A 24691-nucleotide genomic window follows, 5' to 3' on the forward strand; every position below is an offset into this window, starting at 1 on the left:
GTGGGTGTGGGGGTGGGGGTTAGGGGGTTGGGGTTTTGGCTTCGGCGTTGGCCTTCATGCGGGCGGCGCGGTCGATGTCGGCCTGCTGTACGGCGGCGAGCGAGCCGAAGATGCTGACCGCCTCGTAGTAGGTCCAGGCCAGGCTGTAGCAGGCCGGCCGGACGACCGAGTTGTAGGTGGCGCAGACCCGCTTCAGGTCCTCGTAGAAGGCGCTGTCGAGGCGGGACTTGTTGGCGGAGAACTGGCCGACCGCCTTGTAGTTGCGGTAGCCGAAGTCGTGCCGGTAGCAGCCCAGGTTGAAGGTGAACCCGAGCGGGTTGTCCGGGCTGGACGAGCAGTAGTCGGTGGACCAGTTGAAGTTGTACTCGACCCAGGGGGCCCGGTCGAGCCGGGCGCTGTTCCAGGAGTTGTAGCTGGACGCGCTGGTCTGGGTCCAACTGGACAGCACGGACAGTCGCTGGGCGGGGGTCACGGCGGCGGCGGGGGAGGCGATGGCGAGGGTGGCGAGCAGCGCGAGCGCGCCCGAGGCGAGCAGGGTGGCGAGACGTCGGGGCACGGTCTACCTCCGCGGGGTGAGCGGCTGGGACGGAAGTTACCGGCGGGTCACCGGATGTCGACCAGTTTCGATCAACTGATCAACTAGGTGGTATGTGTCTTGCCAACTATTGGTGACATGCGTCGAAACAGACGAATGCCCCGGGCGCGCGGGGCGCCCGGGGCATTCGGGAAAGCGGTCAGCGCAGGCTGAATGCCGGAGGGCTCGGGAGGCTCTCGTTGGCCGACCGGTCCAACGCGGTCAGCTGGTAGGTGTAGCGCCGGCCGGGCTGGGCGGAGGCGTCCACCCAGGACTGAGCCGCGCCCGGTACGGCCCGGACGGTGCCGACCAGGTGCGAGGCGTCCGCGGTGGCGCACCGGCCGGGCAGCGAGGTGCCGTCGAAACGGTAGATCGCGTACGAGGTGGCCGTGCCCAGCGGGCCGACGCCGTCGGCCGGCTGACGCCAGGTGAGCCGTACCCCGTCGGTCTGCCGGGTGGCCTTGGTGACCACCGGGAAGAGCAGCGGCCGGGCGGGCAGGTGCGGCATGGCCGGCACCAGCGCCGGGCGCGAGTAGTGCTCGGCGGCATAGATGTCGGTGGCGCCGAGCCGGTTGGCCCGCACCTGCACGGCGGAGAAGTGCACGTTGCCCTGCACCTCCGGGTACGCGCGGTTGAGCGTCAGGTGGTCGGACAGCTCACGCGGGTTCATCCAGAACGACCCGTACGCCGGGTCGCCGCTCTTGTAGTCGGCCTGGCCGATGTAGAGCTGCACGCGCGTGCCACGCACGGTCTCGGCCCACCACGGCACCAGCCGCGCGTAGTCGGCCGCCGGGTACTGACCGATGTACCAGTAGAGCTGCGGCACCACGTAGTCGATCCACTCCTCCTTCACCCACTTGCGGGTGTCGGCGGAGATGATGTCGTACGACTGGCTGCCGGTGGTGTCCGAGCCCAGCGGGTCGGCGGTCTTGTTGCGCCAGATGCCGAACGGGCTGACGCCGAACTTCACCCACGGCTTCGCGGCCTTGATCCTGCCGCTCATCTCCTTGATCAGCAGGTTGATGTTGTCCCGCCGCCAGTCCGCCCGGTCCGTGAAGCCCCGGTTGTACGCGGCGAACGTCGCGTCGTCGGGCACCTGGTACGTGCCGCTCGGGTACGGGTAGAAGTAGTCGTCGAAGTGCGCGCCGTCGATGTCGTACCGCTTGACGGCGTCCATCATCGCGGCCTGGACGAACTCGCGGACCTCGGGGATGCCGGGGTTGTAGTAGAGCCGGCTGCCGGCCACGCCGGCCGGCGGGTAGGCGAAGGTCCAGTCCGGGTGCTCGCGGGCCGGGTGGCCGGGGGCGAGCTGGTTGATGTCCGCGCCCGCGCCGCCGGGGGCCGGCATGGAGACCCGGTACGGGTTGAACCAGGCGTGGAACTCCAGGTTGCGCTTGTGCGACTCCTCGACGAGGAAGGCCAGCGGGTCCCAGCCGGGGTCCTGGCCCCGGACCCCGGTCAGGTACTCCGACCAGGGCTCGTACGGCGAGGGCCAGAGCGCGTCGGCGGTCGGTCGGACCTGCACCACGACCGCGTTGTGATGCAGTCGCTCGGCGAGGTCGAGCAACCCTCGGTACTCGGCCTGCTGGGCGGCGATCCGGTCCGGGCTGGTCTGGGACGCCTTGCTGGGCCAGTCGATGTTGACCACAGATGAGATCCACATGGCCCGGAACTGCCGCTTCGGGGTGGCCGGGTCGGTGGTGCAGGTGGTGGCGGTGGTGGCGGCCGCGTCGGGTGCCGCGTTCGCGGGGGTGCCGGCGGCGAGCGTGGCGAGCAGGGCTGTGGCCAGCCCGGCGGCTGCGAGGCGAGTTGCCTTCATGCGGTGTGTCCCTCCGTTGGGGCTCCCGTGTGATCAGCGCGGCACCTCCGGCAAGATTCGCCGATGGCTATCTGCCGCTGGTAGGAAATTTTCACACTCGGGCCGTTCCCGCAAGGGCTCGTGGTTGACCATTCCCGCCGCTGGGTAGCAACGCCGGTCACCGGCCGCCACGGTGGTGGTCGCACGGTGGGAGGGGTGAGCGCATGTCCGTGCTGCGGACAAAACCGATCAAGGACGTGATAGCTCAAGGAGAGGCGGACGGCACCGACGGTCAACTGGGGCTGAAGAGGCGGCTCGGTGCGGTCGACCTCACCGGCTTCGGCATCGGCATCGTGATCGGTACCGGCATCTTCACGCTCACCGGGATCGAGGCCCGCGACAGCGCCGGACCGGGCGTCGTGATCTCCTTCGCCATCGCCGGCGTGGTCGCCCTGCTCGCCGCCCTCTGCTACGCCGAACTGGCCTCCAGCGTGCCGACCGCCGGCAGCGCCTACACCTACGCGTACGCGACCATGGGCGAGATCGTCGCCTGGATCATCGGCTGGGACCTGCTGCTGGAATTCGCGCTCGGCGCCGCGGTGGTCGCCCGAGGCTGGTCCGGCTACCTGGCCGAACTGCTCGACCTGCCGACCCGGTGGTTCGGCGAGGAGGGCAGCACGGTCAACATCGGTGCCATCGCCATCGTGCTGATCCTCGGCATCGTCGCGATCGTCGGCATCCGGGAATCCTCCCGGATCACCAACTGCTGGTGCTCGTCAAGGTGGCCATCTGCGTGTTCGTGGTGGTCGCCGGGCTGTTCTTCGTCAAGGCCGCCAACCTCACCCCGTTCATCCCGCCGGCGGAGCCCGCCGGAAGCGGCGACGACGGCATCAAGCAGCCGGTCACCCAGGCGCTGTTCGGGCTGGAACCGTCGGTCTTCGGCTTCGTCGGTGTGCTCAGCGCCGCCGCCGTGGTCTTCTTCGCGTACACCGGCTTCGAGGCCGTGGCCAACCTGGGCGAGGAGACGAAGAAGCCCAAGCGGGACCTCACCCTCGGTCTGCTCGGTACGCTGCTGATCTCCACCGTGCTCTACATCGGCGTCTCGCTGGTGGTCGTCGGGATGGTGCCGTACACCGAGATCGACCGTGGCGCCCCGATCGCGTCGGCCTTCGAGGCGGTCGGCGCCGGGTGGGCGGCCGTGCTGGTCTCCATCGCCGCGGTCGCCGGCCTGACCAGCGTCATCCTGGTCGACCTGGTGGCCATGGGCCGGATCGGCTTCGCCATCGCCCGGGACGGTCTGATCCCGCCGTCGATCGCGAAGGTGCACCCGCGCTGGGGCACCCCGTACCGGATCTCAGCGATCATGACCGCGGCGGTCGCGCTGCTGGCCGGGTTCCTGCCGCTCTCGGCCCTGGCCGACCTGGTCAGCATCGGCGCGCTCTGCGCCTTCGTGCTCGTGTCGGTCGCGGTGCCGATCCTGCGCCGCAAGCGCCCGGACCTGGAGCGGCCGTTCCGGGTGCCGTTCTCCCCGGTGCTGCCGATCGTCTCCGCGCTGGCCTGCTTCTACCTGATGCTGAACCTGTCGGTGGAGACCTGGCTGCGGTTCCTGGCCTGGATGCTGCTCGGCGCGATCATCTACTTCGGCTACGGCTACCGCCGCAACCGGCTGGCCCGGCACGAACCGGCCGTCGCGCCGGCCCCGCGCGAACCGGCCGCCTGACCCGACGCGTACGGAAGGGCCCCCGACCCGGGGGCCCTTCCGCACGACCGGCTCAGGGGCGGGACTGCGGTGTGGCGGTCGGGCCCTTGACGACCGGCCTGCCGTCGACCCAGGTCACCTCGTCGAGCCACACCTGGCGGCCGGGGTCGGTGCTGCCCTCCTGGCCGGGCGGCCAGGCGTGGTACAGCAGCCAGGTGCGGCCGTCCTTGACCACCATCGACGCGTGACCGGGGCCGGAGGCGGCCTCGTTGCTCTTCAGGATCGGGTTCCCGGTGGCCTTCACACACGGGCCGGTCGGGCTTTCGCAGACCGCGTAGCCCTCGGCGTACTCCGCCCGGTCGTACGCGTTGGCGGCGAAGAAGAGCAGCAGTCGACCGTTCTGGCGGTGGAAGAACGGCCCCTCGATCAGGGTGCCCTCCCACGGCTCGGTCTGCTTGAGCAGCTTCGTCGGTTCCCCGACCAGGGTCAGTCCGTCGTCGGCGAGGCGCTGCGACCAGAGCCAGGTGTCCACCCCGATGGCGTTGCCGTCGTTCTTCCACAGCAGCCAGAGACTGCCGTCGGTGTCCCGGAACGGGCTGGCGTCGATCGCCCCGCCCAGCTCGGCCTGGCAGATCAGCGCGCCGGCCGCGTCGTCCCGGTACGGCCCCTGCGGCGCACTGGCCACCGCCCGCCCGACGCACTGCCGCCCGGACTCCCGGCCGGCGACCGTGTAGTAGAGCAGGAAGCGGTCCGGTGCCAGCTGGATGGCCTCCGGCGCCCAGGTCCTGCCGGCGTCCGCCCAGTCCGGCAGCGCCGGCAGGGCGTCCCCGGCCTCGGTCCACTCGACCAGATTCGTCGAGGTGAGCACCGGGACGTTGCGGCCGTGCGAGTTGGTGTGGAACAGGTACCAGGTGTCGCCCACCCGGATCGCCTGTGGATCCGGGGCGTCGGTCTCCACGACCGGATTGGTGAACATGCTGGGGTCGCTCCCGCTGCTCGTGGTGGGGGTGGGTTCGGTGTCGCCGGCGCAGCCCGAAACGAGCAGCGCGGCGGCGATGATGATCGCCGCCGCGCCGCCGCGCCAGGTCCTTGTGGGGGTCACCCCTTCAGACCGCTGCGGGAGACGCCCTGGATGATGTGCCGCTGCGCCAGGACGAAGAGGATCAGCACCGGAAGGCTGGCCAGCACCGCGCCCGCCATGATCACCGGGTAGTCGGTGACGTACGAGCCCTGGAGCAGCCCCAGGCCCGGAGGCAGGGTGAGCTGGTCCGGGCTGAACAGCACGAAGATCGGCCAGAGGAAGTCGTTCCAGTTGGTGAGGAACGACAGCACGGCCAGGGTGGCCAGCGCCGGCTTGGACAGCGGCAGCACCACCTTGTAGAAGATCTGCCACTGGTTGGCGCCGTCGAGCGTGGCGGCCTCCTCCAGCTCGTTCGGCAGCGAGAGGAAGAACTGCCGCAGGAAGAACACCCCGAACGCGCTGGCCGCGCCGGGCACCACCACCACGGCGAGGGTGTCGATCCAGTTGAGCTGGTCGACGATCAGGAAGTTCGGGATGATCAGCGAGGTCGGCGGGATGAACAGCGTCCCGACGATCAGGGCGAAGGTCACCCCGCGCCCGCGGAACCGCAGCCGGGCCAGGGAGTACGCGGCCATCGAGGCGGTCACCAGCACCAGCAGCGAGTGCAGCGTGGCGGCCACCATGCTGTTGAGGAACCAGCGCAGCACCGGATTGGCCGAGTTGTTGAGGATCTGTTCGTAGCCGTACCCGGCGACCGGGTTCGGCAGCCAGCTCGGCGGGATCTCCTGGGCGGCCGTGTAGGTCTTCAGCGAGGTGATGACCATCCACACCAGTGGGGTCAGGAAGATCAGGGTGAGCGCGACCAGGGTGGCGTAGAACACGACCCGGCGCGGCCCCGATGCGGAGCCACCGGTGGTCGGTGTGGGCGTCGTCATGGCGGTCCCCTCAGTCTTCCTTGTAGCGGAAGAGGCGGAAGTTGGCGATGCTCACGACCGCCAGCATCAGGGCGAACACGATGCTCATCGCGGCGGCCTTACCGGCGTTGTTGTTCCGCAGCCCCTCCTCGACGATGAACCAGACAACCGTGCGGGTCTCCGTGCCGGGCGCACCCTGGGTGATCAGGAACGACTGGCCGAACATGTTCGCCGAGGCGAGCACGGTCGTGGTGATCACGAAGAGCAGCACCGGGCGCAACCCGGGCAGCGTCACGTTGCGGAACCGCTGCCAGGCGTTGGCGCCGTCCATCCGGGCCGCCTCGTACAGCTCCGGCGAGATGTCCTGCAGGCCGGCCAGGTAGATCACCGCGTTGAAGCCCGAGGTCCACCAGACGGTGACGCCCACCAGCGAGATCCACGCCCACGGCATGTTGGTCACCCACGGGGTGTCCGACGGCAGCCCGACCACCCCGAGGAGCCGGTTGACCAGGCCCAGGTTGGCATCGAGCAGGAACCGCCAGAGCAGGCCGATCACGGCCACGCCCAGCACGTACGGCGCGAAGTAGATCGCCCGGAAGAACGTCCGGCCCGGGAACGAGCGGTTCAGCAACATCGCCAACCCGAGCGGTACGACCACCAGCAGCGGCACCGACAGCACCGTGAAGATGGCGGTGGCCCGGACGCTCTGCCACCAGTCGCCGTAGACGGCGGAGTCGCTGGAGAACAGCTCCTTGTAGTTGTCCAACCCGACGAACGGCCTGTTGGGCAGCTGGAAGTCCCACTGGTGCACGCTCAGCCAGAGGCCGAGGACGATCGGCAGCAGGCCGAAGACCCCGAACAGGACCAGGTACGGGGCGAGGAACAGGTATGGCGTCGCCCGTCCGGTCCGGCCCGCTGAGGCCCGGCGGGCTGCGTTGGCCGCCGGGGGCGGCGCGTCACCGCGCGCCGCCCCGACCTCGATCACGTCCGCCACTGGTTATCAGCTCCCGTACTTCTTGCGGTTGTCCTCGAGCTGCTTGTTGGCCTTGGCCACCCCGTCGTCGAGCGCCTGCTTGGGCGACTTCTTGCCAAGCGCGGCCACGTTGAACGTGTCGTAGAAGGTCTTGATGACCTCGCCGAGGCCCGGGGTCGCCGGCGGGAAGGCGGCGTACTCCAGCTCGGGGGCGAGCGCCGAGATCTCCGGCAGCGCCTTGAACTCGGCGCTCTCACGGACGTCCTTGCGGGCCGGGATCTGGCCGCCCTTGGCCCAGTCCAGCGAGTGCTGGCTCAGCCAGTTGATGAAGACCTTCGCGCCGGAGATCTTGTTGGCGTTGTTGGCCCGCTGCTTCACGATCGTGAAGTTGTGCGAGTTGGCCCAGGCCGCCGGCTTGCTGCCGATCTGGGGGAGCGGGGCGACGCCCCACTGCACCTCGGGGCTCTTCTTCAGATCGTTGATCTGCCAGATGCCGTTGAAGGTGAAGGCGTTCTTGCCGCTCTTGAACGCCAGGTACTCGGCGTCCTGGCCGACGTTGGCCGGCGAGTGGCCCTGCTTGATCATGTCGACCAGCCAGGTGCACGCCTCGACCGCCGGGTCGGAGTTGAACGTCGCCTTGGTCACCTCGGCGTCGAACAGGCTGCCGCCCCACTGGTTGAGCAGGGAGTAGAACGTCATGCCGCCGGTGAACTGGAACGGGCTCACCCAGAAGCCCTGCACGCCGGACTCTTTCAGCTCGCCCAGCGCCGCCGTGAACTCGTCCCTGGTGGTCGGCGGCTTGTTCGGGTCCAGGCCGGCCTTTTGCATGGCGGTCTTGTTGTAGTAGAAGCCCAGCGGGTGCATGTCCAGCGGAATGCCGTACCGCTTGTTGTTGTAGAGGCCGCCGTTCCACACGGTGGGGGCGAAGTCCGCCTCGGAGAGCTCCAGGTTCTTGGCCACGTCGTCCAGTTCGGTGATCACGCCGCGGGCGGCGAAGGTCGCGAGCTGGTCCATGTGCATGACCGCGATGTCCGGACCGTTGCCGCTGGAGGCCGCGCCGGGGAGCTTGTTGTAGTAGTCCTCCCACTGGTACGTGGCCACCGACACGGCGATGTTCTGGTGCTCGGTGTTGAACTGGTTGACCAGCGCCTTGAAGATCTCGCCGTCGCCACCGGTGAAGCCGTTCCACAGCTTCAGGTCGACCTTGGGGCCGGTGTACTCCTTGCCGCCGTTGCCGGCGGCCGGCCCGGAGGCGTTGTCGTCGCCACCGCCGCAGCCGGCGAGGGTCAGGGTGGCCGCGGTACCCAGTCCGAGACCGAGGCCGAGCAGGCGACGCCGACTCATGTCGTTCTGGATCATGCTGGTATCTCTCCTTGGAGGGGGACGGAATGAATTGTGCCTGCTCAAGCCCGGTACGACCTCAGGCGCTGGTCGGGCCGAACCGCAGCACGTTCCAGGAGACGGCGGGCAGGCGCACGGTGCACCGGCCGCCGTCGGGGGTGGGGGTGGGCATTTCCCGCGGCGTCACCCTGTCGGGCTCGGCCTCGGTGTTGGTCGCCGACGGGTCGGACCCGGCAGCGATGCTCTGGAAGGACAGACCGGACATGGACGGCAGGCCACGCAGGTCGATGTCCAGTGGGAGGTCCGTCTGGTCACGGTTGACCGCGAAGACGGTCAGCTCGCCGGTCTCCTCGTCGTGCACGGCGACGGTGTCGAGCACCGGCACGTCCCCGTATTTCTTCGTCTCGTAGCGCGGCGACACCGGCTCGGTGCGCAGCACGGTGCCCCGGGCGTACCGGGCGGTCAGCGCGAACGGGTGGAAGATGCTCTGCCGCCAGGCCGGACCGCCGTTGCGGGTGCGGATCGGCGCGATCACGTTGGCCAACTGGGCCTGGGCGGCCACCCCGACCCGGTCCGCGTGCCGGAGCAGGGTGATCAGCAGGTCGCCGACGACCACGGCGTCGACGGCGGTGAAGTCGTCCTCGATCAGCGCCGGGGCCTCGACCCAGCCGCGCCGGTCCAGGTCGGCCTGGAGGCGGGACTCGTACCAGACGTTCCACTCGTCGAACGAGATCTTCAGCTTGCGCTTGTGCCGCTGCCGGGCGGCCACGTGGTCGGCGGTCGCGACGACCTCGGTGATGAAGTTGTCCATGTCGACGGCGGAGGCCAGGATGCTGGCCTGGTCGCCGTCGGACGGGTCGTAGTAGGTGTGCGCCGAGATGTAGTCGACGTGCTCGTAGGTGTGCTCCAGCACGGTCGCCTCCCACGCGGCGAACGTGGGCATCCGCCGGTTGGAGCTGCCGCAGGCCACCAGGCTGATCGACGGGTCGATCATCTTCATCGCGCGGGCGGCCTCGGCGGCGAGTCGGCCGTACTCGTCGGCGGTCTTGTGGCCGACCTGCCACGGCCCGTCCATCTCGTTGCCGAGGCACCACAGCCGCACCCCGTACGGATCCTCCGCGCCGTGCTTGCGGCGCAGGTCGGAAAGCGCGGTGCCGCCGGGGTGGTTGGCGTACTCCAGCAGGTCCAGTGCCTCCTGGACGCCACGGGTGCCGAGGTTGACCGCCATCATCGGCTCGACGCCGGCCTCGGCGGCCCAGGTCATGAACTCGTCCAGCCCGAACGCGTTGGTCTCGATCGTCTTCCAGGCCAGGTCGAGCCGGCGCGGCCGGTCACCGACCGGGCCCACCCCGTCCTCCCAGCGGTAGCCGGAGACGAAGTTGCCGCCCGGGTAGCGGACCACCGAGACGCCCAGCTCGCGGGTCAGTTCCAGCACGTCGCGGCGCAGGCCGCGGGAGTCGGCGTTGGGGTGGCCGGGCTCGTAGATGCCGCCGTAGACGCACCGCCCCATGTGCTCGACGAACGAGCCGAAGAGACGTCGGTCGGCCGGCCCGATCGAGAAGGCCGGGTCGATCGTCAGCTGCGCGCTCCGCAAGGGGTGCCACCTTTCCTCAGTGCAGGGGCCGGGTGATCGCTGTCACGGCGCACCCGGTGTCCCTCGTTTCTACAACGTTGTAGGCAACGTTGTAAAGGGCCGCTGGCGAGGTATGGTGCGCTGGGTTACATCGGGGAGGTTGCGGAGTGCGACACAGGCTCAAGGACGTCGCCGAACGGGCGGGCGTCTCGGTGAAGACCGTCTCCAACGTGGTGAACGGCTACGTGCACGTCCGGCCGGACACCCGCGCCCGGGTCGAGGAGGCGATCGCCGAGCTCAACTACCGGCCCAACCTCTCGGCCCGACACCTGCGCAAGGGTCGCACCGGTGTGATCGCCCTGGCCGTACCGGAACTGGACATTCCGTACTTCGCCGAGCTGGCCCGCTACGTGGTCACCGCTGCCGCCGACTTCGGCTGGACCGTGCTCATCGACCAGACCGGCGGCGGACGGGAGCAGGAACGGGTGGTCGCGTCCGGCATCACCGACCACCTGATCGACGGGCTGATCTTCAGCCCGTTGGCGCTCACCGCGGAAGACCTTGCCGGCCTGGACGGCACCCCCATGGTGCTGCTCGGCGAACGGGTCGACCACGGCCCGGCCGATCGCGTGGTGATCGACAACGTGGGCGCGGCCCGGGAGATCACCGGCCACCTCATCGGTCTCGGTCGGCGCCGGATCGCGGCCATCGGCTCACAGCGCACCGACGAGGGCGCCAGCGCCCGACTGCGTCTGGCCGGCTACGGCGACGCGCTGCGCGCCGCCGGCCTGGACTACGACGAGGCCCTCGTGGCGCCCGCGTCGGCCTGGCACCGCGCCGACGGCGCGGCCGCGATGCGCGGCCTGCTCACCTCCGGTGTACGCCCCGACGCCGTGTTCTGCTTCAACGACACGCTCGCCCTCGGCGCCCTGCGGGCGCTGCACGAGGCCGGCCTGCGGGTGCCCGAGGACGTGGCGGTGGTCGGCTTCGACGACATCGAGGACGGCCGGTTCTCGATCCCGACCCTGAGCACCGTCGCCCCGGACAAGGCGCAGATCGCCCGCCTGGCCGTCGAACTCCTGGCCAACCGCCTGGATGGTGACCGCGCCGCCCCGGCCCGAGAGCTGTCCGCCCCCTACCGCCTGGAACTCCGCGAATCCACCCAGACCCCCTAGTCGAAGAAGCGGGCCAGGTGGGACGTGGTCGCGGGTTCGGCGTCCGACGGGAGGGGGGTCAGGTCGGCGAAGATCGAGGCGCCGTCGCAGCCGGCGTGCAGTGGATACCACCGCGGGGTGCCCGGGGGCCGGAGCTGGCAGATCCCCTTGAACGTCTGCACGTCCATCAAGCGGACGTGGGTCGGGTCGGCCACCGCGTTCACATGCCCCCACCAGGGGCTCATCACGTGCAGCACGCCGCCCGGCCGGAGTACCCGATGGCACTCGTCGACCAGCGGCAGGAAGTCGATCAGGTGCTCCAGGATGTGCACCGCGAAGAGGACGTCGACCGAGTTGTCGGCCAGGGGAAGCGAGCCGGAGAGGTCCGCCACCGCGTCCACCCCCGGTGCCGGATAGATGTCCAACCCCAGGTTGCTCGGCCACTGCTTCGTCGGCCCGCAGCCCAGGTCCACCACCACCGGCTCCCGGCCGCCGACGCCGACCCGGCACCAGACGCCGTAGACCCCGGCCAGCCGCCCCACCAACTCGCGGACCAGCCGCAGGTCGGCGGGCTCGGCCACCTCGCCGCTCAGATGGGCCACGCCCCGGTCGAAGCGCACGTCCACGGCCAGACCGCGCACGCGCTCGTCGTGCCGTACCTGGTCCGCCCACGCCTGTGCGAGGAAATCGTCGATCGCCCGCAGCCGGTCGGCCGAGGGCGGAGTCTGTGCCAAAGCGACCATTCGGGCCACCTCCCGCCGCGCGATACCCGCAATCGCGCCCGGTATGCCCAGATCGCCCACCTCGGGGATGGCGCAACGCTGGCCGGCGGGTCGCGGCCCGGGGCAGGAGCCGTGACCAGCGTTATACCTGTGGGTCATCAATATGACTCACAGGTATGACGCTCAACCGGGGACATGCCGACTTCAGCTACGCCGCGAAGGGCAGCGCCGCCAAGGCCAGGGCCGGACCTGCTCAGGGAGCGGTCAGACTCAGCCCGAGAGGGTACGGCGACCGCCACGCATCCGCTGGCGGGGCGGCGGGGCGGCCGGCTTGGGCCGCTTCAGGTGGTAGCGGTGCAACTCGTTGTTGCCGGGCAGGGACGGGTCCTCGCTCATCGCGACCAACTCCCAACCCTGGTCACCGGCCCGGTTGAGGTGGGCCAGCGCGGTGTCGCCGTACGGCGTCACGTCGACCATCGAGCCGTCCGGGCCGTACCAGACGAAGACGACCTCCCAGCCCAGGTCGTTGGTCGCGGCCTGACGACGGCGGACCAGCAGGGCGTACTCCCACTTGAGCATGGCGTCATTCTCACCCCGCGACGGCCCGCCGGCACGGATCAATCCTCGGCGATCCGCCCGCCGTCGACCCGCAGCCGCCGGTTCGTCTCGATCGCCGCCAGCATCCGCCGGTCGTGGGTGACCAGCAGCAGCGTGCCCGGGTAGCTGGCCAGCGCCGATTCGAGCTGCTCGATGGCGGGCAGATCCAGGTGGTTGGTGGGCTCGTCGAGCACCAGCAGGTTGACGCCGCGGCCCTGGAGCAGCGCCAGCGCCGCCCGGGTCCGCTCGCCGGGGGACAGGGTGGCCGCCGGCCGTGGCACGTGCGCCGCGCGCAGCCCGAACTTGGCCAGCAGGGTCCGCGCGTCCGCCGGCGACATGTGGGGTACGGCCGCCTGGAACGCGTCGATCAGCGGCGCTTCGCCGAGGAACAGCCCTCGGGCCTGGTCCACCTCCCCGACCACCACACCCGGCCCGAGCGAAGCGGTGCCGGCGTCCAGCGGCAGCCGCCCCAGCAGCGCGGCCAGCAGGGTGGACTTGCCCGAGCCGTTCGCCCCGGTCACCGCGACCCGGTCCGCCCAGTCGATCTGGAGGTCGACCGGGCCGAGGGTGAACCCGCCGCGGCGTACCACCGCGCCGCGCAGCGTGGCCACGACCGCGCCGGCGCGGGGCGCGGCGGCGATCTCCATCCGCAGCTCCCACTCCTTGCGGGGCTCCTCGACCACGTCGAGCCGTTCGATCAGCCGTTCGGTCTGCTTGGCCTTGGCGGCCTGCTTCTCGCTCGACTCGCTGCGAAACTTGCGGCCGATCTTGTCGTTGTCGGTGGCCTTGCGGCGGGCGTTCTTCACGCCTTTCTCCATCCAGCCCCGCTGGGTGCGCGCCCGAGCCTCCAGCCCGGCCTTGGTGTCGGCGTACTCCTCGAAGTCCGCGCGGGCGTGCCGGCGGGCCACCTCGCGCTCCTCCAGGTAGGCCGCGTAGCCGCCGCCGTAGTGGTGCACCTGCTGCTGCGGCAGGTCCAGCTCCAGCACCCGGGTCACCGTCCGGGTGAGGAACTCCCGATCATGGCTGATCAGCACCGTGCCGGCCCGCAGCCCGTTGACGAACTCCTCCAGCCGCTCCAGCCCGGCCAGGTCCAGGTCGTTGGTCGGTTCGTCGAGCAGGAACACGTCATACCGGCTGAGCAGCAGCGACGCCAGCCCGGCCCGGGCGCCTGGCCGCCGGACAACCCGGTCGTCGGGTGGTCCAGGTCGACCGCGAGCCCCAGGTCGGCGCTCACCAGCTCGGCGCGTTCGTCCAGGTCGGCGCCGCCGAGGGCGAGCCAGCGCTCCAGCGCGTCGGCGTACGCGTCGTCGGCCCCCGCCGTCCCGGCGGTCAGCGCCTCGGTCGCCGCGTCCAGCGCCGCCTGCCCGGCGGTCACCCCGGTCCGCCGGGCCAGGAAGTCGCGTACCGTCTCGCCCGGCCGCCGTTCCGGCTCCTGGGGCAGGTGCCCGACGCTCGCGGTGGGCGGGCTGAGTCGCACGCTGCCGGCCTCGACCGGCAACAACCCGGCGAGGGTACGCAGCAGCGTCGACTTGCCGGCTCCGTTCGGCCCCACCAGGCCGACCACGTCGCCGGGGGCGACCACCAGGTCCAGCCCGGCGAAGAGTGGGCGGTCGCCGTGCCCGGCGGCCAGGTCCTTGACGATCATCGTGGCGCTCATCAGGACGGCAGCCTATCCGGCTGGCCGCATACGAACCGACGGCAGCGGGCAGACTCAACGGCGTGGTGACCACACTGGCGATCGACTGCGGTGGCGGAGGCATCAAGGCGTCGGTGCTCGACGAGGCCGGCACGATGCGCGCCCGGCCGCTGCGGGTGCCCACCCCGTACCCGCTGCCGCCCGCCCTGTTCGTCCGGACCCTGCTGGACCTGGGCGGGCGGCTGCCGACCGCGGACCGGCTGACGGTCGGCGTACCCGGGATGATCCGGCACGGAGTGGTGGTGGCCACTCCGCACTACGTGACCCGCAGCGGCCCACGCAGCCGGATCGACCCGGATCTGCTCGCCGAGTGGTCCGGCTGGGACGCGCGGGGCGCGCTGGCCGACGCCTTCGGGGTGCCGGCGCTGGTGCTCAACGACGCCGAGGTGCACGGGGCGGGTGTGGTCGCCGGCACCGGCTGCGAGCTGGTGCTGACCCTCGGGACGGGGCTGGGCAGCGCCCTCTACGACGGCGGGGTCCTCGCACCGCACCTGGAGCTGTCGCACGCGCCGGTGCGCTGGGGCACCACCTACGACACGTACGTGGGTGAGCCGGAGCGCCGACGGCTCGGCGACGCCTTCTGGTCGCGACGTATCCGACAGGTGGTGGACGGGCTCCGCCCGGTGTTCCGCTGGGACCGGCTCTACCTGGGCGGGGGCAACTCGCGGCTGATCCGGCCGGAGCAACTGGCCCGGATGGGCGACGATGTGGTGGTGGTGCCGAACACCGCCGGAATCGTCGGCGGTGTCCGCGCCTGGGAGCTGGCCGCCGGCCGCCGCGACGCCCGAACCTGACGCGATCTCGACCCCGGGAACAGTCGCAAAACGCCCGGTGTTGTGCCAGCGTCGGAACAGGTGACGGTGCGACCCGAGGAGGTGGGCAGATGGATCTTCTGGCGGACTACCGGCGGGCGACCATGTTCTTCGAGACCGGTGACCCGAGCGGAGCGGCCCGACTGCTGGAGCCGATCGTGGACGCCGAACCCGGCAACGCGGCGGTCCGGCAACTGCTGGCCCGGGCGTACTTCCAGTCGGCCCAGCTGAACCGGGCCGAGGAGCATCTGCGGGAGCTGGTCGAGCGGGACCCGAGCGACCACTACGCGCACCACGTGCTCGGTCGGACGCTGGAACGGCTGAACCGGCCCTCGGACGCGCTGCGGCACCTGCGGATCGCCGCCGCCATGTACGCGGCCAACGACGACTACCGGGTGGCGCTCGAGCGGGTCGAGGCCCGCGTGGGCGGCACGCGCTGAGCGTGCACCCGGTGACGAGCAGGGGGCGGTCCTCCGGGGCCGCCCCTCGCTCGTCCGACGGGCGGGCCACCGGGGGTGCCTAGGATGGCGGACATGGGACCTGACCGGCCGGGGGCTGCGGCATGAAGCTCAAGCTGGACCTGCACGAGATCTTCAACAAGGGGCAGGACATCGACCGCGCGTTGCGCGGGATCATGGACGAGGCGGTGGCGAAGAAGGCCACCCTCGTGGAGATCATCCCTGGCAAGGGGTCCGGCCAGCTCAAGAAGCGGGTGCTGCGGTTCCTCGACCAGAAGGATGTCAAGCAGCTCTACCACCGCGTGGAAAAGGACTCCAAGAACTTCGGCCGCCTCTTCGTCCACTTCCGCTGGAAGTAACCTGACCTGGGTTCGGAGCATCGCACCCGGGTGAACCGCGGTCAGAATGTGGCGATCGGGTTGACCGGGCTGCCGGACGTACCGGCGAAGCGGACCGGCGCGACTGAGAGATGGAAGTCCCACTGGCCGAGCTCGGCAGCCGTTGTCGCGCACGCCTCCAGGTCGCAGTTGTCGAGCATCCACAGACCCATCGCGACGAGACTCACGGCGTGCACCGGCATCAACACGTCGTCGTACCCCGAGGGTTGAACGTCCTGGGGGCTGTCAGCGCCGATCAGCGCGACCTCCCGTTCCTGCAGCCACGGCAGGCAGGACGCGTGCCAGCCGGCCTGCGTGAAACCGCTGGCCTCGCCGGCCTCGTGCCGGAAGCGGCCATAGCCGGTTCGCAGGAGCACCGCATCGCCAGGTCGCACCCGGACACCCTGGCGACGCTCGGCCTCCTCGAGATCGTCGGGAAACACGCCCTGCCCCGGCTCCAACCACGGCACGCCGCGGGCCCCCGCGACGTCCAGCAGCACGCCACGGGTGACGATCCCGTTCGCCGCCGCCGTGACGGCCGCCCACGCCGATCCCGTTTCGGCGTCGACCAGCGAGTGCGACCGCCCGTTGTACATCCTGCCGTCCCAGAAGATGTGGCACGGCGAGTCGACGTGGGTGATCGTGTTGCCGTGGAACATGATGCCGAGCCGCTCGTTAGAAAAGCCCCAGCGCCGGTCGGCGTGGAAGGCGGGCACCGGCATGTTCTCGGCGCCCGGCATGTCGGCGGCGCACGGGCACGTCGTCGTTGACCGCTCCATGTCCTGCGGTACGGCAACCTCCCATGCGCAGGACACGCTCCTGCCGTGGCGTACGGCCCGCGCCGCCGCCAGCCGGACGTCGTCGGTGATGTGGTTCAGAGTTCCGAGCTCGTCGTCGTCGCCCCACCGTCCCCAGTTCGACAGCGTGTCGAAGTACCCGAGCACGTCGTCCTGTGTTGGCACCGCTCGCTCTGCCGTCATCCCAGCATCGACTCCTCGGTCACGCGGTTCGAAACACCGCAGGTACGGTATCCCGCCGCTGGATCGAGGGCCGCAACGACTGGTCGACCGTCACAGGCTCGCGGCGAGGAAGCCGCACCCGAGCAGCGGCAACACCGCGGACAGGGTGCCCACCAGGACCGACGAGCGAATCCGGGTACTCCAGACGAGCGCCGCGAGCATCGCCAGGCTGATCAGCAGCGCGAGGAACAGCGCCGGCATGGCCACGTAGAGCCCGACCATCAGCATTCTCGATCGTTCGGAGTCGCACACCTCGCCGCAGTCCGCCGGGACCGAGGCGGAAAGCGTGCTGAGGAACCAGCCGAACGACACGACGACGGCCACGTACCAGCCGGCCAGCACCAGGAGCGACGAGCGCGGGTCGGCCCTGTCGGTGTCGGCGAGGTCGGGGCGTGGCGGTGACAGGGGCATGGCCGAAGTATCCGACGTCGCACGAGCGGGGTCAGCCCCCGAGGGCGTCGGGGCGGGCGCCGTGGCCGGCCGGGCGTCGGGACCAGCACTGCGGGCGTTGCCGGACGGCGAGTTCCAGTGCCTGATGGTCGGACTCGATCATTTCCCGGGCTATTCGACGCGCCATTTCGAGGCGGTCGACCTGCATGTCGAGATCGGTCGAGCCGGCGCCAGTCATATCGAACTCCCTGTCAGTGTTCGAACTAGTCGCATCATCCGTGAGGCCGGGAGCCGTCACCATTCCCCGATCGGCGGAAACCGCGTGCCCGTACGGCTCTGCGCGGCGTACCCCCGGTTGCGCCGATGGTAGCGGCGCCCGCGCCACCCCGCCCGGAACTGGAGAAATGCCGTCTTGCCGGCGCTCGGTACATTGCACGGTGCGCGGATCGGGGGGGCGCGACACGTCCGGTGAGGGATCTTCGCCACGGGAGGACCGCCGTGCAGGAAACGAGCAGGACCGATCCGTTGTTCGTCGCCGTCGAAACCGATGTGATCAGCCGCGCGGATGTCGCCGGACTCATCGCTGGGCGCCTCGCCGCCATCCGGGTTCCGGGGCTGCTGCCCGCCGCCCGCTGCCACGCGATCACCGCCGCCCTCGCCGACGCGGAGATGGACCGCTACGACGAGAGCAGGGTCTTTCCCGTCGTCGCCAAGTTCGGCCCGGCCATCAACGATCACCGGGACGCCGGTGGCCTGCGCGACGACTACTGGGACGCGGCCCGCTCGGCCGAGAAGAGCTGGTCCACGCTGGGTCTGGCGGACGGGCCTCGGGAGTTGTGCCTGGCCGCGCTCCGGGCGGCCTGGCCGGACGTGGCACCCGGGCGGCGGCAGGGCCGGGAGATGCACGTCGGCATCGTCCGCGAGATCAACGCCGGCCTTCAGGTTCACTTCGACGACACGGCCCGGGAGTACGCCGGCCGTCTGCTCGACGCCGACGTGGTGGCCCAGTTGGCGTTCAACATCTACATCCGGGTGCCGCCGGTCGGCGGCGAGACGGTCCTGTGGCGGCGGCGGTGGCAGCCGGACGACGAGGCCCTGCGGATACCCGGCGGGTACGGCTATCACGAGGCCGTGGCCGCCGACGCACAGTCGTTGACGCTGCGTCCCGCGCTCGGCGACGGCCTGCTGTTCGACCCGCGGCACTATCACACGGTGCGTCCGGCGACGGATGGCCGGCGGATCTCCGTAGGATGTTTCGTCGGGCTCACCGACGACGGTCGACTGGTCCTCTGGTCGTAGCGAAGGGCGTTCCCATGGTGGACAGAAGCGACGTCGAGGCGGCCGCGGCGCTGGTCGAGGGGCGGGTCCGGGAGACCCCGGTGTTGACCGTCGACGGCGCTGACCTGGGCGTGCCCGGCCAGGTCAGCCTCAAGTTGGAGCTGCACCAGCACACCGGCTCGTTCAAGCCACGCGGCGCGTTCAACCGGATGCTCCAGGGGCCGCTGCCCCCGGCCGGGGTGATCGCCGCCTCCGGTGGCAACCACGGGCTCGCGGTGGCGTACGCGGCCCGGTCGCTCGGCGTGGCGGCGGAGGTCTTCGTGCCGGTCACCGCCTCACCGGTGAAGGTGCAGCGGCTGGCGGGGCTGGGCGCCCAGGTGCGGCAGGTGGGCCAGCACTACGCCGAGGCGTTGGCGGCGAGCACCCAGCGGGCGGAGGAAACCGGCGCGTTGGTCGTGCACGCGTACGACCAGCCGGAGGTGGTGGCCGGTCAGGGCACCGTGGGCCGGGAACTGGAGGCGCAGCTCGACGGGATCGACACGGTGCTGGTGGCGGTCGGCGGCGGCGGGCTGGTGTCCGGCATCGCCACCTGGTTCGACGGATCGGTGCGGGTGGTCGCCGTCGAACCCGAGCAGATCCCCACCCTGCACTCCGCGCTCAAGGCGGGTCGGCCGGTCGACATCGAGGTGGGCGGCATCGCCACGGACTCGCTGGGCGCCCGCCGGATCGGCGAGATCGCGTTCGACACCGCCCGCCGGACCGGGGTGGTCTCCGTGCTGGTTCGCGACGAGGATCTGGTGCGGGCGCGCCGGCTGCTCTGGTCGGAGTTGCGGGTCGCCGCCGAGTTGGGTGGCGCGGCCGCGCTGGCCGCGCTTGTCGGCGGGGCGTACGTGCCGCAGGCGGGGGAGCGGGTGGCGTTGATCGTCTGCGGTGGCAACACCGACCCGAGCGACCTGGGGCCGGCCGCGCCGCACTGACGAGTTCAGCCGCCGTCGCGTAGGCGGCGCAGCGCGTGTTCGACCTGGAGAGTGTCCAGGTGGGTGTCTCCGAGCAGCCGCCGCCGGTCGGCCAGCAACCGCTCGTACTCCTTGATGGCCGGGTCGAGTCGACCGTCGAGGAGCAGCACGGCGGCGAGGGTGGCCCGGATGGCGAGCACCTCGCCGCGGTCGGCGTGCCGTGGTTCCACGGTGGCCAGGGTGGCCCGCAGCTCCGCCTCCGCCTCGGCGAGCCGGCCCTGCGCCTGCATGCACCGGGCCAGCGTGTGCCGGGCCTGCCAGGTTTCCGGCTGGTTGAGCGGCCACAACCGGTAGCGGACCTCCAGGATGGCGTGCAGCATCTCCTCGGCCTCGGGGGCCCGGTGCTGGGCGAGGACGGCCAACGCGAGGCTGTGCCGCACGATCATGGTGTCCCAGTGTTCGGGGCCGCGGACCTGGTCCTCTGCGGCGACGATCTGCCGCAGCTCCAGTTCGGCCTCCGGCCACTGTCGCTGCGCCATGATCGCCTTGGTGAGCTTGTGCCGGCTGGCGAGGGTGTCGGGGTCGTCGCTGCCCAGGACGCGGGTGCGGTCCGCGATCACCTCGCGGAGCACCCGGTCGGCCATCTCGGGCTGGTTGCGTTCCAGCCAGGTGCGGCCCAGTTCGTGGCGCAGCGCCAGCACCTGCGGTCGGTCCAGGTCGTGGTCGTACGCGGCACAGCCGCGCACGATCGGCTCCAGGATGTCGAAGGCCGAGCCCGGCAGGCCGACCGCGATGAGGTAGCGGGCGGTGAGCCGGGCCAGCTCCAGTGCACGGCGTACCGTCTCGGGGTCGTGTTTCTGCTGCTGCGGCACGAGATATTCGCGTACCGCCTCGACCAGGTGCGGCACCAGCACGTCCCAGTTGGCCCAGACCGCCGAGTCGTCCGGACTCTGCCCCTCGGTGGCGGCGAGCAGCAGCTTCATGACCAGGCCGTGGTACTCGGCGATTTGCTCCCGGACCTCGTCGCGGTCGCGGAACATGGCGTGCACCAGCGGGTGCAGCGACAGCACGTGCGCGAACGCCGGGTCGGTGACGTCCTCCCGGACGTCGAAGTCGACCAGGGCGAGGTCGCCGATGCCCTCCAGCACCTTCACGCGCTGCCGGCCGGTGAGCCCTTCGAACAGCGGCGACCCGGACAGGATGGCCGGCTTGAGCACCACCTCGTAGGGCACGGGGGAGACGCTCAGGCAGGCCAGCACGTTGAGCAGCGGTCGGCTCTGCTGGAGTTGGCGGCGGGCCAGCAGGTCCAGGGAGATGTCGTCGACCTCGCGGACGATCTCCAGGCCGAGCGACTCGTCGAGGTCGACGTCGGCGGCGTCGCGCGGGGAGCGGAAGCGACGCCGTACCGCTGCCCGGTAGTCGGCGAAGGTGGTGATGGTGGACGAGCCGCGCCAGACCGGGCTGGCGTTGACCGACCGCAGGTAGTTGCCGGCCGCACGCAACGCCAGCGGCAGTCCGCCCAGCTCATGGGCCAGTTCCCGGGCGTCGGCCAGGTCACCGGCCTCCGCGCCGGCCCGGTCGATGAGGACCTTCGCGCCGGCGTCGGCGTCGAGTGGGCGTACCTGGTGCAGCGTCGACCAGGTGCCCCAGGTGGCCCGGTTGCCGTCGCGGCTGGTCACCAGCACCACGCCGTCGTCGGCCTCGGGGCTGCGCAGCCATCCGGTGCCGTCGGCGAGCACACCGTCGGTGGGGCCGAGCGTGGCGGGCTCGTCCACGCTGTCGAAGATCAGCAGCCAGGGCTGCCCGGCCTGGTTCAGGTAGCGCCAGACCAGGTCGGTCGCGCTGATCATCCCGGCCCAGGCCTGGTCCACCTGCGTCTCCGAGGCACCGAGCTGGCTGACCACCTCGCGCATCCCGGAGTTGAGCCGGCCGGCCTGCACCCACCACACGGTGCGGCCGTCGGCGCGGGCCCGGCGGGCGATCTCCAGGGCGACGTGGCTCTTACCGGAGCCGCCCATGCCGCACAGGATGTGCACCGAGGGCCGGTCGCCGGTTTCCTCCCGCGGTCGCATGATCTCCTCGATCAGGTCGTCGCGGCCGTGCAGCGGGCAGTCCAGCCGCCCGAGTGGTGGGTCGACGGAGACCCGACTCGGCCGGTCGTAGGCCGGCCGCGGCACGTCAACATCCTCGGGTGGAACGTCCGCAGTCAATGCGGTCCCCCTTCGGTGGCGAATGTCGCTGAGGGACGGGCAACGAAAAGATCGTGTCCATCTGGTGGACGGCTGGAGGGGTTTGTCGCCCGCGCCACGCAACGGCAAGGGTATCCACCCCCGTGCTGACTTGCACACTCTCCGTTTAGGCCGCCCGGGTGACCGGAATCCGCGTCCCGATTTCCATTTCGGCGGCGATTCGGGCCGATCCGCCGTGCTCGACGTTCGCGCGGCGCCTCCACGATGGACGTATGAACCTCTCGCCTGTCCAGGATGTGGTCGACTGGGGTTCCGTACCGGACTGGTTCGGCGCGGTCGGCTCGATCGCCAGTGTCCTGTTCGTCTACCTCGGACTGCGTCGGGAGATCCGCGCGCGCCGCACCGATGAGCTGCGGATCCGTGCCACCCAGGCCCGGTTGGTCTCGGCGGTGGCCGAGATCCGCGGCAACTCGGTGCTGCGGGTGACCGTGGCCAACGAGAGCGACGCCCCGGTGCTGGACGTGCTGGTGCTGCCGCGCCTCGTCCCGCCCGACGAGCCGGACGGCCCGCCCGTCGAGCTGGGCGCCGTGAAACAGGTCCGGCGGATACACGGCCGGGACAATCACGACCTGTTCGTCACCGTCACGGGGGAGCGTCGGTTACACGCGACGGACACCGTTCTGGTGGAACTCACCTTCACCGATCACGACGGGAATCGCTGGCGGCGCATCGGTGCCGGTCAACCCGAACCGGCGGGTTGACCGAAAGGCATTAACAATCGAGGCGAAACCGGTGGTCCGGCGGATAGAAACGCGCCGCCGGACCACCGGTTCCTCTCTCAGAGGGGATAGGTGCGCGCGACCGCCAGCATCTCCGAGCTGTGCGAACCGACGACGCCGACGGCCGGCGGCCGGGGCCGGAATCCGGGCAGCGCGTCCAGGCCGTCACTGGCGTCCATCGCCCGCAGCGCCACCTGCGCGGCGATCGGCCGCAGCGTCACCGTGACCTCGATCCCCTCCGTCGGCGGAGCGTGGAAGACCATCCCGAAACCCCACCTGCCCTCGCGGGGCTCCACCGGCACCGCCCGGCCGGCCACCTCGGCGCGCAGCACGGTGGCCGTCGTCGTGTCGACGTGCAGGGTGGCGAGCCGGACCGTCCGCTGCGGGGTGAGCCGCAACCGCAGCGTGCGTTCGCCACCGGAACGGGAGTCCGCCAGCACATCCAGCTTCGGCGCCAGCAGGTTCGCCGACTGCGCCGGCCCGACCCGCAGCTCACCGTCGCCGAGGCCGGGGAAGTCGTCCTCCACGCTGGCCACCCCGTCCACGTAGCCGTCCGTCCACGGCTGCGGGTCGGTTTCGTGGCTCAGCCAGCGGGCCTGGCCGGTACCCGCGTCCAGGGCGTACATCAGATGGGTGGGCGCGGGGTGGGCGGCGTCGAACCGGTCGACGGCCAGTCCGACCCCGGCGAGCACCACCGCCGCGACGGCGGCGGCCCCGGCCGGCAGCATCGCGAGCCGTCGGGCCCGCAGCGCCAGCAGCCCGCGCTGCCCGCCGGCCTGCGGGTGCAGCAGGTCGACCACCGGCAGGGCGGTCAGGCCGAGCAGCACCGCGACCAGCGCGGCCACCCCGCCCATCGCCATCCCCAGCGCGGGGAAGAGCAGCACCACGGTGGGCAGCAGGATGACCACACCGACCGCGGCGGCGGCGGTCACCGCCACCACCGGCCACGGCCCGGTCTGCCGGGTACGCAGCGCGACCAGCCCGCCGAGAGCCCCGGCCAGCGCCGGCAGGGTGGTGAGGTACGCCCCGCCGGGCACCGCCACGGCGAGCAGCACCCCGAGCAGGGCCAGCCAGGCCAACCCGCCGACGGCGAGCGCGGCGGGGCCGATCCGGCGGCGCAGCAGCGCGTACCAGGCGAACAGGATGGCGGCGGCGAGCGCCAGCACGGCCAACCGGTACCAGATGGGCCGGTACGGGTCGAGCAGCTCCGCGTATCCGGGCCGGATCGTGGTGATCCCCAGCCAGAGCAGTTGGGCGGCGACCGGCGCGGCCACGATCGGCACCAGGGCCAACGCGAAGCCGGCGACCAGCCGGCCGGTGCTGGCCCGCCCTCGCCGACGCGTCAGCCAGGCCAGCGCGGCCACCGCGGCCACGGCGAGCAGGGCCAGCGGCAGGGTGAGCCAGCCGGGATAGCGGACCAGCCCGCCGGGGACCGGGAAGTAGGTGGCGTCGTGTCCGGAGCGCAGGTCGGTCAGGTCGGTGCGGCCGAACTCCCGGGCGAGGCCCAGCGCGTTGTCCCCGTGCTGCTGGAGACTGCCCCGGTCCATCGCCGCAGGGGTGTCCAACGGCGTGTGGTAGATCGCGCCCCCGTCGATGTACGCCGAGTTCAGCCCGACGAACTTCTCGTCCAGGAACGCGGTGAAGTCGGTGTCGTTGGGCAGCGCCCGGTAGATCTCCACCGCGAACGAGGTGCCGACCGGGTGCGGGGCGGCCCGGCCGAAGACGTCCACCAGCCTGGCGTTGTTCCGGGACGTCTCGAACATGATCACCGGCCCGGTGGAGCCACGCGCCTCCAGGTTGAGCACCACCCCGCCGTCGGCGGCCAGCGGATGGCTGGCGGCGAACGCGGACGCGCCGCAGAGGCACGCCTCCTCGGCGTCGGTCAGCACGAAGACGATGTCGTTGCGTGGCCTGGGGCCGACCGTCAGCGCCCGCGCCACCTCCAGGATGGCCGAGGTGCCCGCCGCGTCGTCGTTGCCGCCCGGCCCGGTCTGCACCGAGTCGTAGTGGGCGACCAGGAACACCCGGCCGGTCGGGTCGGTGCCGGGCAGCCGGGCCACCACGTTGCGGACCCGGGCCAGGGTCGCGCCGCCCGCCGCTCCGCTGAGCTGGCCAGCCTCCGGGGCCACTGTGTCCTGCACCTCGGTCTCCAGGCCCAGCCCCCGCAACCGCTGCTCGACGTACGCGCGGACCTGGTCGTTGGCCGAGCTGCCGGCGACATGCGACCGGGCCGCGACGACCTGGACGTCCTCGTACGCCCGACCGGCGCTGAACTCGTCCGCCGGCGCGCCCGCCGGCGTCGGCGCCGGCGTACGCAGGTCGAGCAGGCCGCCGGCGCCCACTGCGGCCAGCGCGACCAGGGCCGCCTACC

Annotated in this window: 22 protein-coding genes and 2 pseudogenes; 9 read left to right on the top strand and 15 right to left on the bottom strand. The window is 71.1% G+C overall.

All coding sequences use genetic code 11. From position 1 onward, the window contains the following. Positions 1 to 19: 19 nt before the first annotated feature. Both JNW91_RS17045 and JNW91_RS17050 read right to left on the bottom strand, forming a co-directional pair. On the bottom strand, positions 20 to 556 hold the full coding sequence (locus JNW91_RS17045) for a phospholipase (RefSeq protein WP_203176380.1): 537 nt from the start codon (positions 554 to 556) through the stop codon (positions 20 to 22). Between the two features lie 178 nt (positions 557 to 734). After that, positions 735 to 2393, bottom strand: a complete 1659-nt coding sequence (locus tag JNW91_RS17050) for a glycoside hydrolase family 10 protein (RefSeq protein WP_203176386.1) — start codon at positions 2391 to 2393, stop codon at positions 735 to 737. A 203-nt stretch (positions 2394 to 2596) separates the two neighbouring features. Here JNW91_RS17050 and JNW91_RS17055 point away from each other — a divergent pair. Together JNW91_RS17055 and JNW91_RS32400 are read left to right on the top strand one after the other, a co-directional pair. Next, positions 2597 to 3903: pseudogene (locus JNW91_RS17055) on the top strand (amino acid permease); the annotation flags it as partial. 39 nt (positions 3904 to 3942) lie between these two features. Further along, positions 3943 to 4092: an amino acid permease C-terminal domain-containing protein gene (locus JNW91_RS32400; protein WP_238425150.1), complete on the top strand. Its 150-nt coding sequence runs from the start codon at positions 3943 to 3945 to the stop codon at positions 4090 to 4092. A 52-nt stretch (positions 4093 to 4144) separates the two neighbouring features. On the opposite strand, the gene JNW91_RS17060 is transcribed toward JNW91_RS32400, so the two are convergent. From JNW91_RS17060 to arfA, 5 genes are all read right to left on the bottom strand, one after another. Continuing rightward, positions 4145 to 5173 carry a glycoside hydrolase family 43 protein gene (locus JNW91_RS17060; RefSeq protein WP_203176395.1) on the bottom strand — a complete coding sequence of 343 codons (1029 nt, stop codon included), beginning with the start codon at positions 5171 to 5173 and terminating at the stop codon, positions 4145 to 4147. Continuing rightward, positions 5170 to 6027, bottom strand: a complete 858-nt coding sequence (locus JNW91_RS17065; RefSeq protein ID WP_203176397.1) for a carbohydrate ABC transporter permease — start codon at positions 6025 to 6027, stop codon at positions 5170 to 5172. Before JNW91_RS17065 ends, JNW91_RS17060 begins: the two co-directional genes overlap by 4 nt. 10 nt (positions 6028 to 6037) lie before the next feature. Beyond that, entirely contained in the window at positions 6038 to 7000 is a 963-nt protein-coding gene (locus JNW91_RS33625; RefSeq protein WP_203176399.1) for a carbohydrate ABC transporter permease, read from the bottom strand. Between the two features lie 6 nt (positions 7001 to 7006). Next, a complete protein-coding gene (locus JNW91_RS17075) occupies positions 7007 to 8338 on the bottom strand; it encodes an ABC transporter substrate-binding protein (RefSeq protein WP_203176401.1) in 1332 nt (443 codons plus the stop codon). Positions 8339 to 8399: 61 nt separating this feature from the next. Next, positions 8400 to 9914, bottom strand: coding sequence for an arabinosylfuranosidase ArfA (gene arfA / locus JNW91_RS17080; RefSeq protein WP_203176403.1), 1515 nt, complete (start codon positions 9912 to 9914; stop codon positions 8400 to 8402). A 146-nt stretch (positions 9915 to 10060) separates the two neighbouring features. On the opposite strand from arfA, the gene JNW91_RS17085 reads away from it, so the two are divergent. Next, positions 10061 to 11068 (top strand): LacI family DNA-binding transcriptional regulator, encoded by a 1008-nt coding sequence (locus tag JNW91_RS17085; protein WP_203176405.1) that lies wholly within the window; start codon positions 10061 to 10063, stop codon positions 11066 to 11068. On the opposite strand, the gene JNW91_RS17090 is transcribed toward JNW91_RS17085, so the two are convergent. The 3 genes and pseudogenes from JNW91_RS17090 to JNW91_RS17100 all read right to left on the bottom strand — a co-directional run bounded on the left by JNW91_RS17090 (position 11065) and on the right by JNW91_RS17100 (position 14023). Then, positions 11065 to 11790 carry a methyltransferase domain-containing protein gene (locus JNW91_RS17090; protein WP_203176407.1) on the bottom strand — a complete coding sequence of 242 codons (726 nt, stop codon included), beginning with the start codon at positions 11788 to 11790 and terminating at the stop codon, positions 11065 to 11067. The genes JNW91_RS17085 and JNW91_RS17090 overlap by 4 nt on opposite strands. A gap of 249 nt (positions 11791 to 12039) precedes the next feature. Further along, entirely contained in the window at positions 12040 to 12348 is a 309-nt protein-coding gene (locus tag JNW91_RS17095; protein WP_151492198.1) for a hypothetical protein, read from the bottom strand. A 38-nt stretch (positions 12349 to 12386) separates the two neighbouring features. Further along, positions 12387 to 14023, bottom strand: a pseudogene (locus tag JNW91_RS17100) (ABC-F family ATP-binding cassette domain-containing protein). A 62-nt stretch (positions 14024 to 14085) separates the two neighbouring features. Between JNW91_RS17100 and JNW91_RS17105 the strand changes: the two are divergent. The 3 genes from JNW91_RS17105 to JNW91_RS17115 all read left to right on the top strand — a co-directional run bounded on the left by JNW91_RS17105 (position 14086) and on the right by JNW91_RS17115 (position 15691). Then, a complete protein-coding gene (locus JNW91_RS17105; RefSeq protein ID WP_203176409.1) occupies positions 14086 to 14856 on the top strand; it encodes an ROK family protein in 771 nt (256 codons plus the stop codon). 89 nt (positions 14857 to 14945) lie between these two features. Continuing rightward, a complete protein-coding gene (locus JNW91_RS17110) occupies positions 14946 to 15314 on the top strand; it encodes a tetratricopeptide repeat protein (RefSeq protein ID WP_203176411.1) in 369 nt (122 codons plus the stop codon). A gap of 122 nt (positions 15315 to 15436) precedes the next feature. Further along, the gene (locus tag JNW91_RS17115) at positions 15437 to 15691 is read left to right on the top strand and encodes a Smr/MutS family protein (RefSeq protein WP_007465523.1); all 255 of its coding nucleotides are present in this window, start codon (positions 15437 to 15439) and stop codon (positions 15689 to 15691) included. A 41-nt stretch (positions 15692 to 15732) separates the two neighbouring features. Here the strand turns inward: JNW91_RS17115 and JNW91_RS17120 are convergent, their stop codons facing one another. From JNW91_RS17120 to JNW91_RS17130, 3 genes are all read right to left on the bottom strand, one after another. After that, positions 15733 to 16449: a cyclase family protein gene (locus JNW91_RS17120; RefSeq protein ID WP_238425148.1), complete on the bottom strand. Its 717-nt coding sequence runs from the start codon at positions 16447 to 16449 to the stop codon at positions 15733 to 15735. Between the two features lie 330 nt (positions 16450 to 16779). Continuing rightward, positions 16780 to 17139, bottom strand: a complete 360-nt coding sequence (locus JNW91_RS17125) for a hypothetical protein (RefSeq protein WP_203176413.1) — start codon at positions 17137 to 17139, stop codon at positions 16780 to 16782. A 31-nt stretch (positions 17140 to 17170) separates the two neighbouring features. Beyond that, the gene (locus tag JNW91_RS17130; RefSeq protein ID WP_203176415.1) at positions 17171 to 17356 is read right to left on the bottom strand and encodes a hypothetical protein; all 186 of its coding nucleotides are present in this window, start codon (positions 17354 to 17356) and stop codon (positions 17171 to 17173) included. Between the two features lie 260 nt (positions 17357 to 17616). Here JNW91_RS17130 and JNW91_RS17135 point away from each other — a divergent pair, with 260 nt between their 5' ends. Together JNW91_RS17135 and JNW91_RS17140 are read left to right on the top strand one after the other, a co-directional pair. Next, positions 17617 to 18417, top strand: a complete 801-nt coding sequence (locus JNW91_RS17135; RefSeq protein ID WP_203176417.1) for a 2OG-Fe(II)-dependent halogenase WelO5 family protein — start codon at positions 17617 to 17619, stop codon at positions 18415 to 18417. A gap of 14 nt (positions 18418 to 18431) precedes the next feature. Then, complete coding sequence (locus JNW91_RS17140; RefSeq protein ID WP_203176419.1) at positions 18432 to 19373, top strand: threonine/serine dehydratase; 942 nt, start codon at positions 18432 to 18434, stop codon at positions 19371 to 19373. A 5-nt stretch (positions 19374 to 19378) separates the two neighbouring features. On the opposite strand, the gene JNW91_RS17145 is transcribed toward JNW91_RS17140, so the two are convergent. Next, positions 19379 to 21529, bottom strand: coding sequence for a tetratricopeptide repeat protein (locus JNW91_RS17145; RefSeq protein ID WP_203176421.1), 2151 nt, complete (start codon positions 21527 to 21529; stop codon positions 19379 to 19381). Positions 21530 to 21813: 284 nt separating this feature from the next. Between JNW91_RS17145 and JNW91_RS17150 the strand changes: the two genes are divergently transcribed. Next, entirely contained in the window at positions 21814 to 22302 is a 489-nt protein-coding gene (locus JNW91_RS17150) for a hypothetical protein (RefSeq protein ID WP_203176423.1), read from the top strand. A gap of 77 nt (positions 22303 to 22379) precedes the next feature. On the opposite strand, the gene JNW91_RS17155 is transcribed toward JNW91_RS17150, so the two are convergent. Beyond that, positions 22380 to 24662 (bottom strand): M28 family peptidase, encoded by a 2283-nt coding sequence (locus JNW91_RS17155; RefSeq protein WP_309244396.1) that lies wholly within the window; start codon positions 24660 to 24662, stop codon positions 22380 to 22382. Positions 24663 to 24691 lie beyond the last annotated feature (29 nt).

The organism is Micromonospora parastrephiae (genome assembly GCF_016802865.1).
GTDB classification, from domain to species: Bacteria; Actinomycetota; Actinomycetes; order Mycobacteriales; family Micromonosporaceae; genus Micromonospora; species Micromonospora parastrephiae.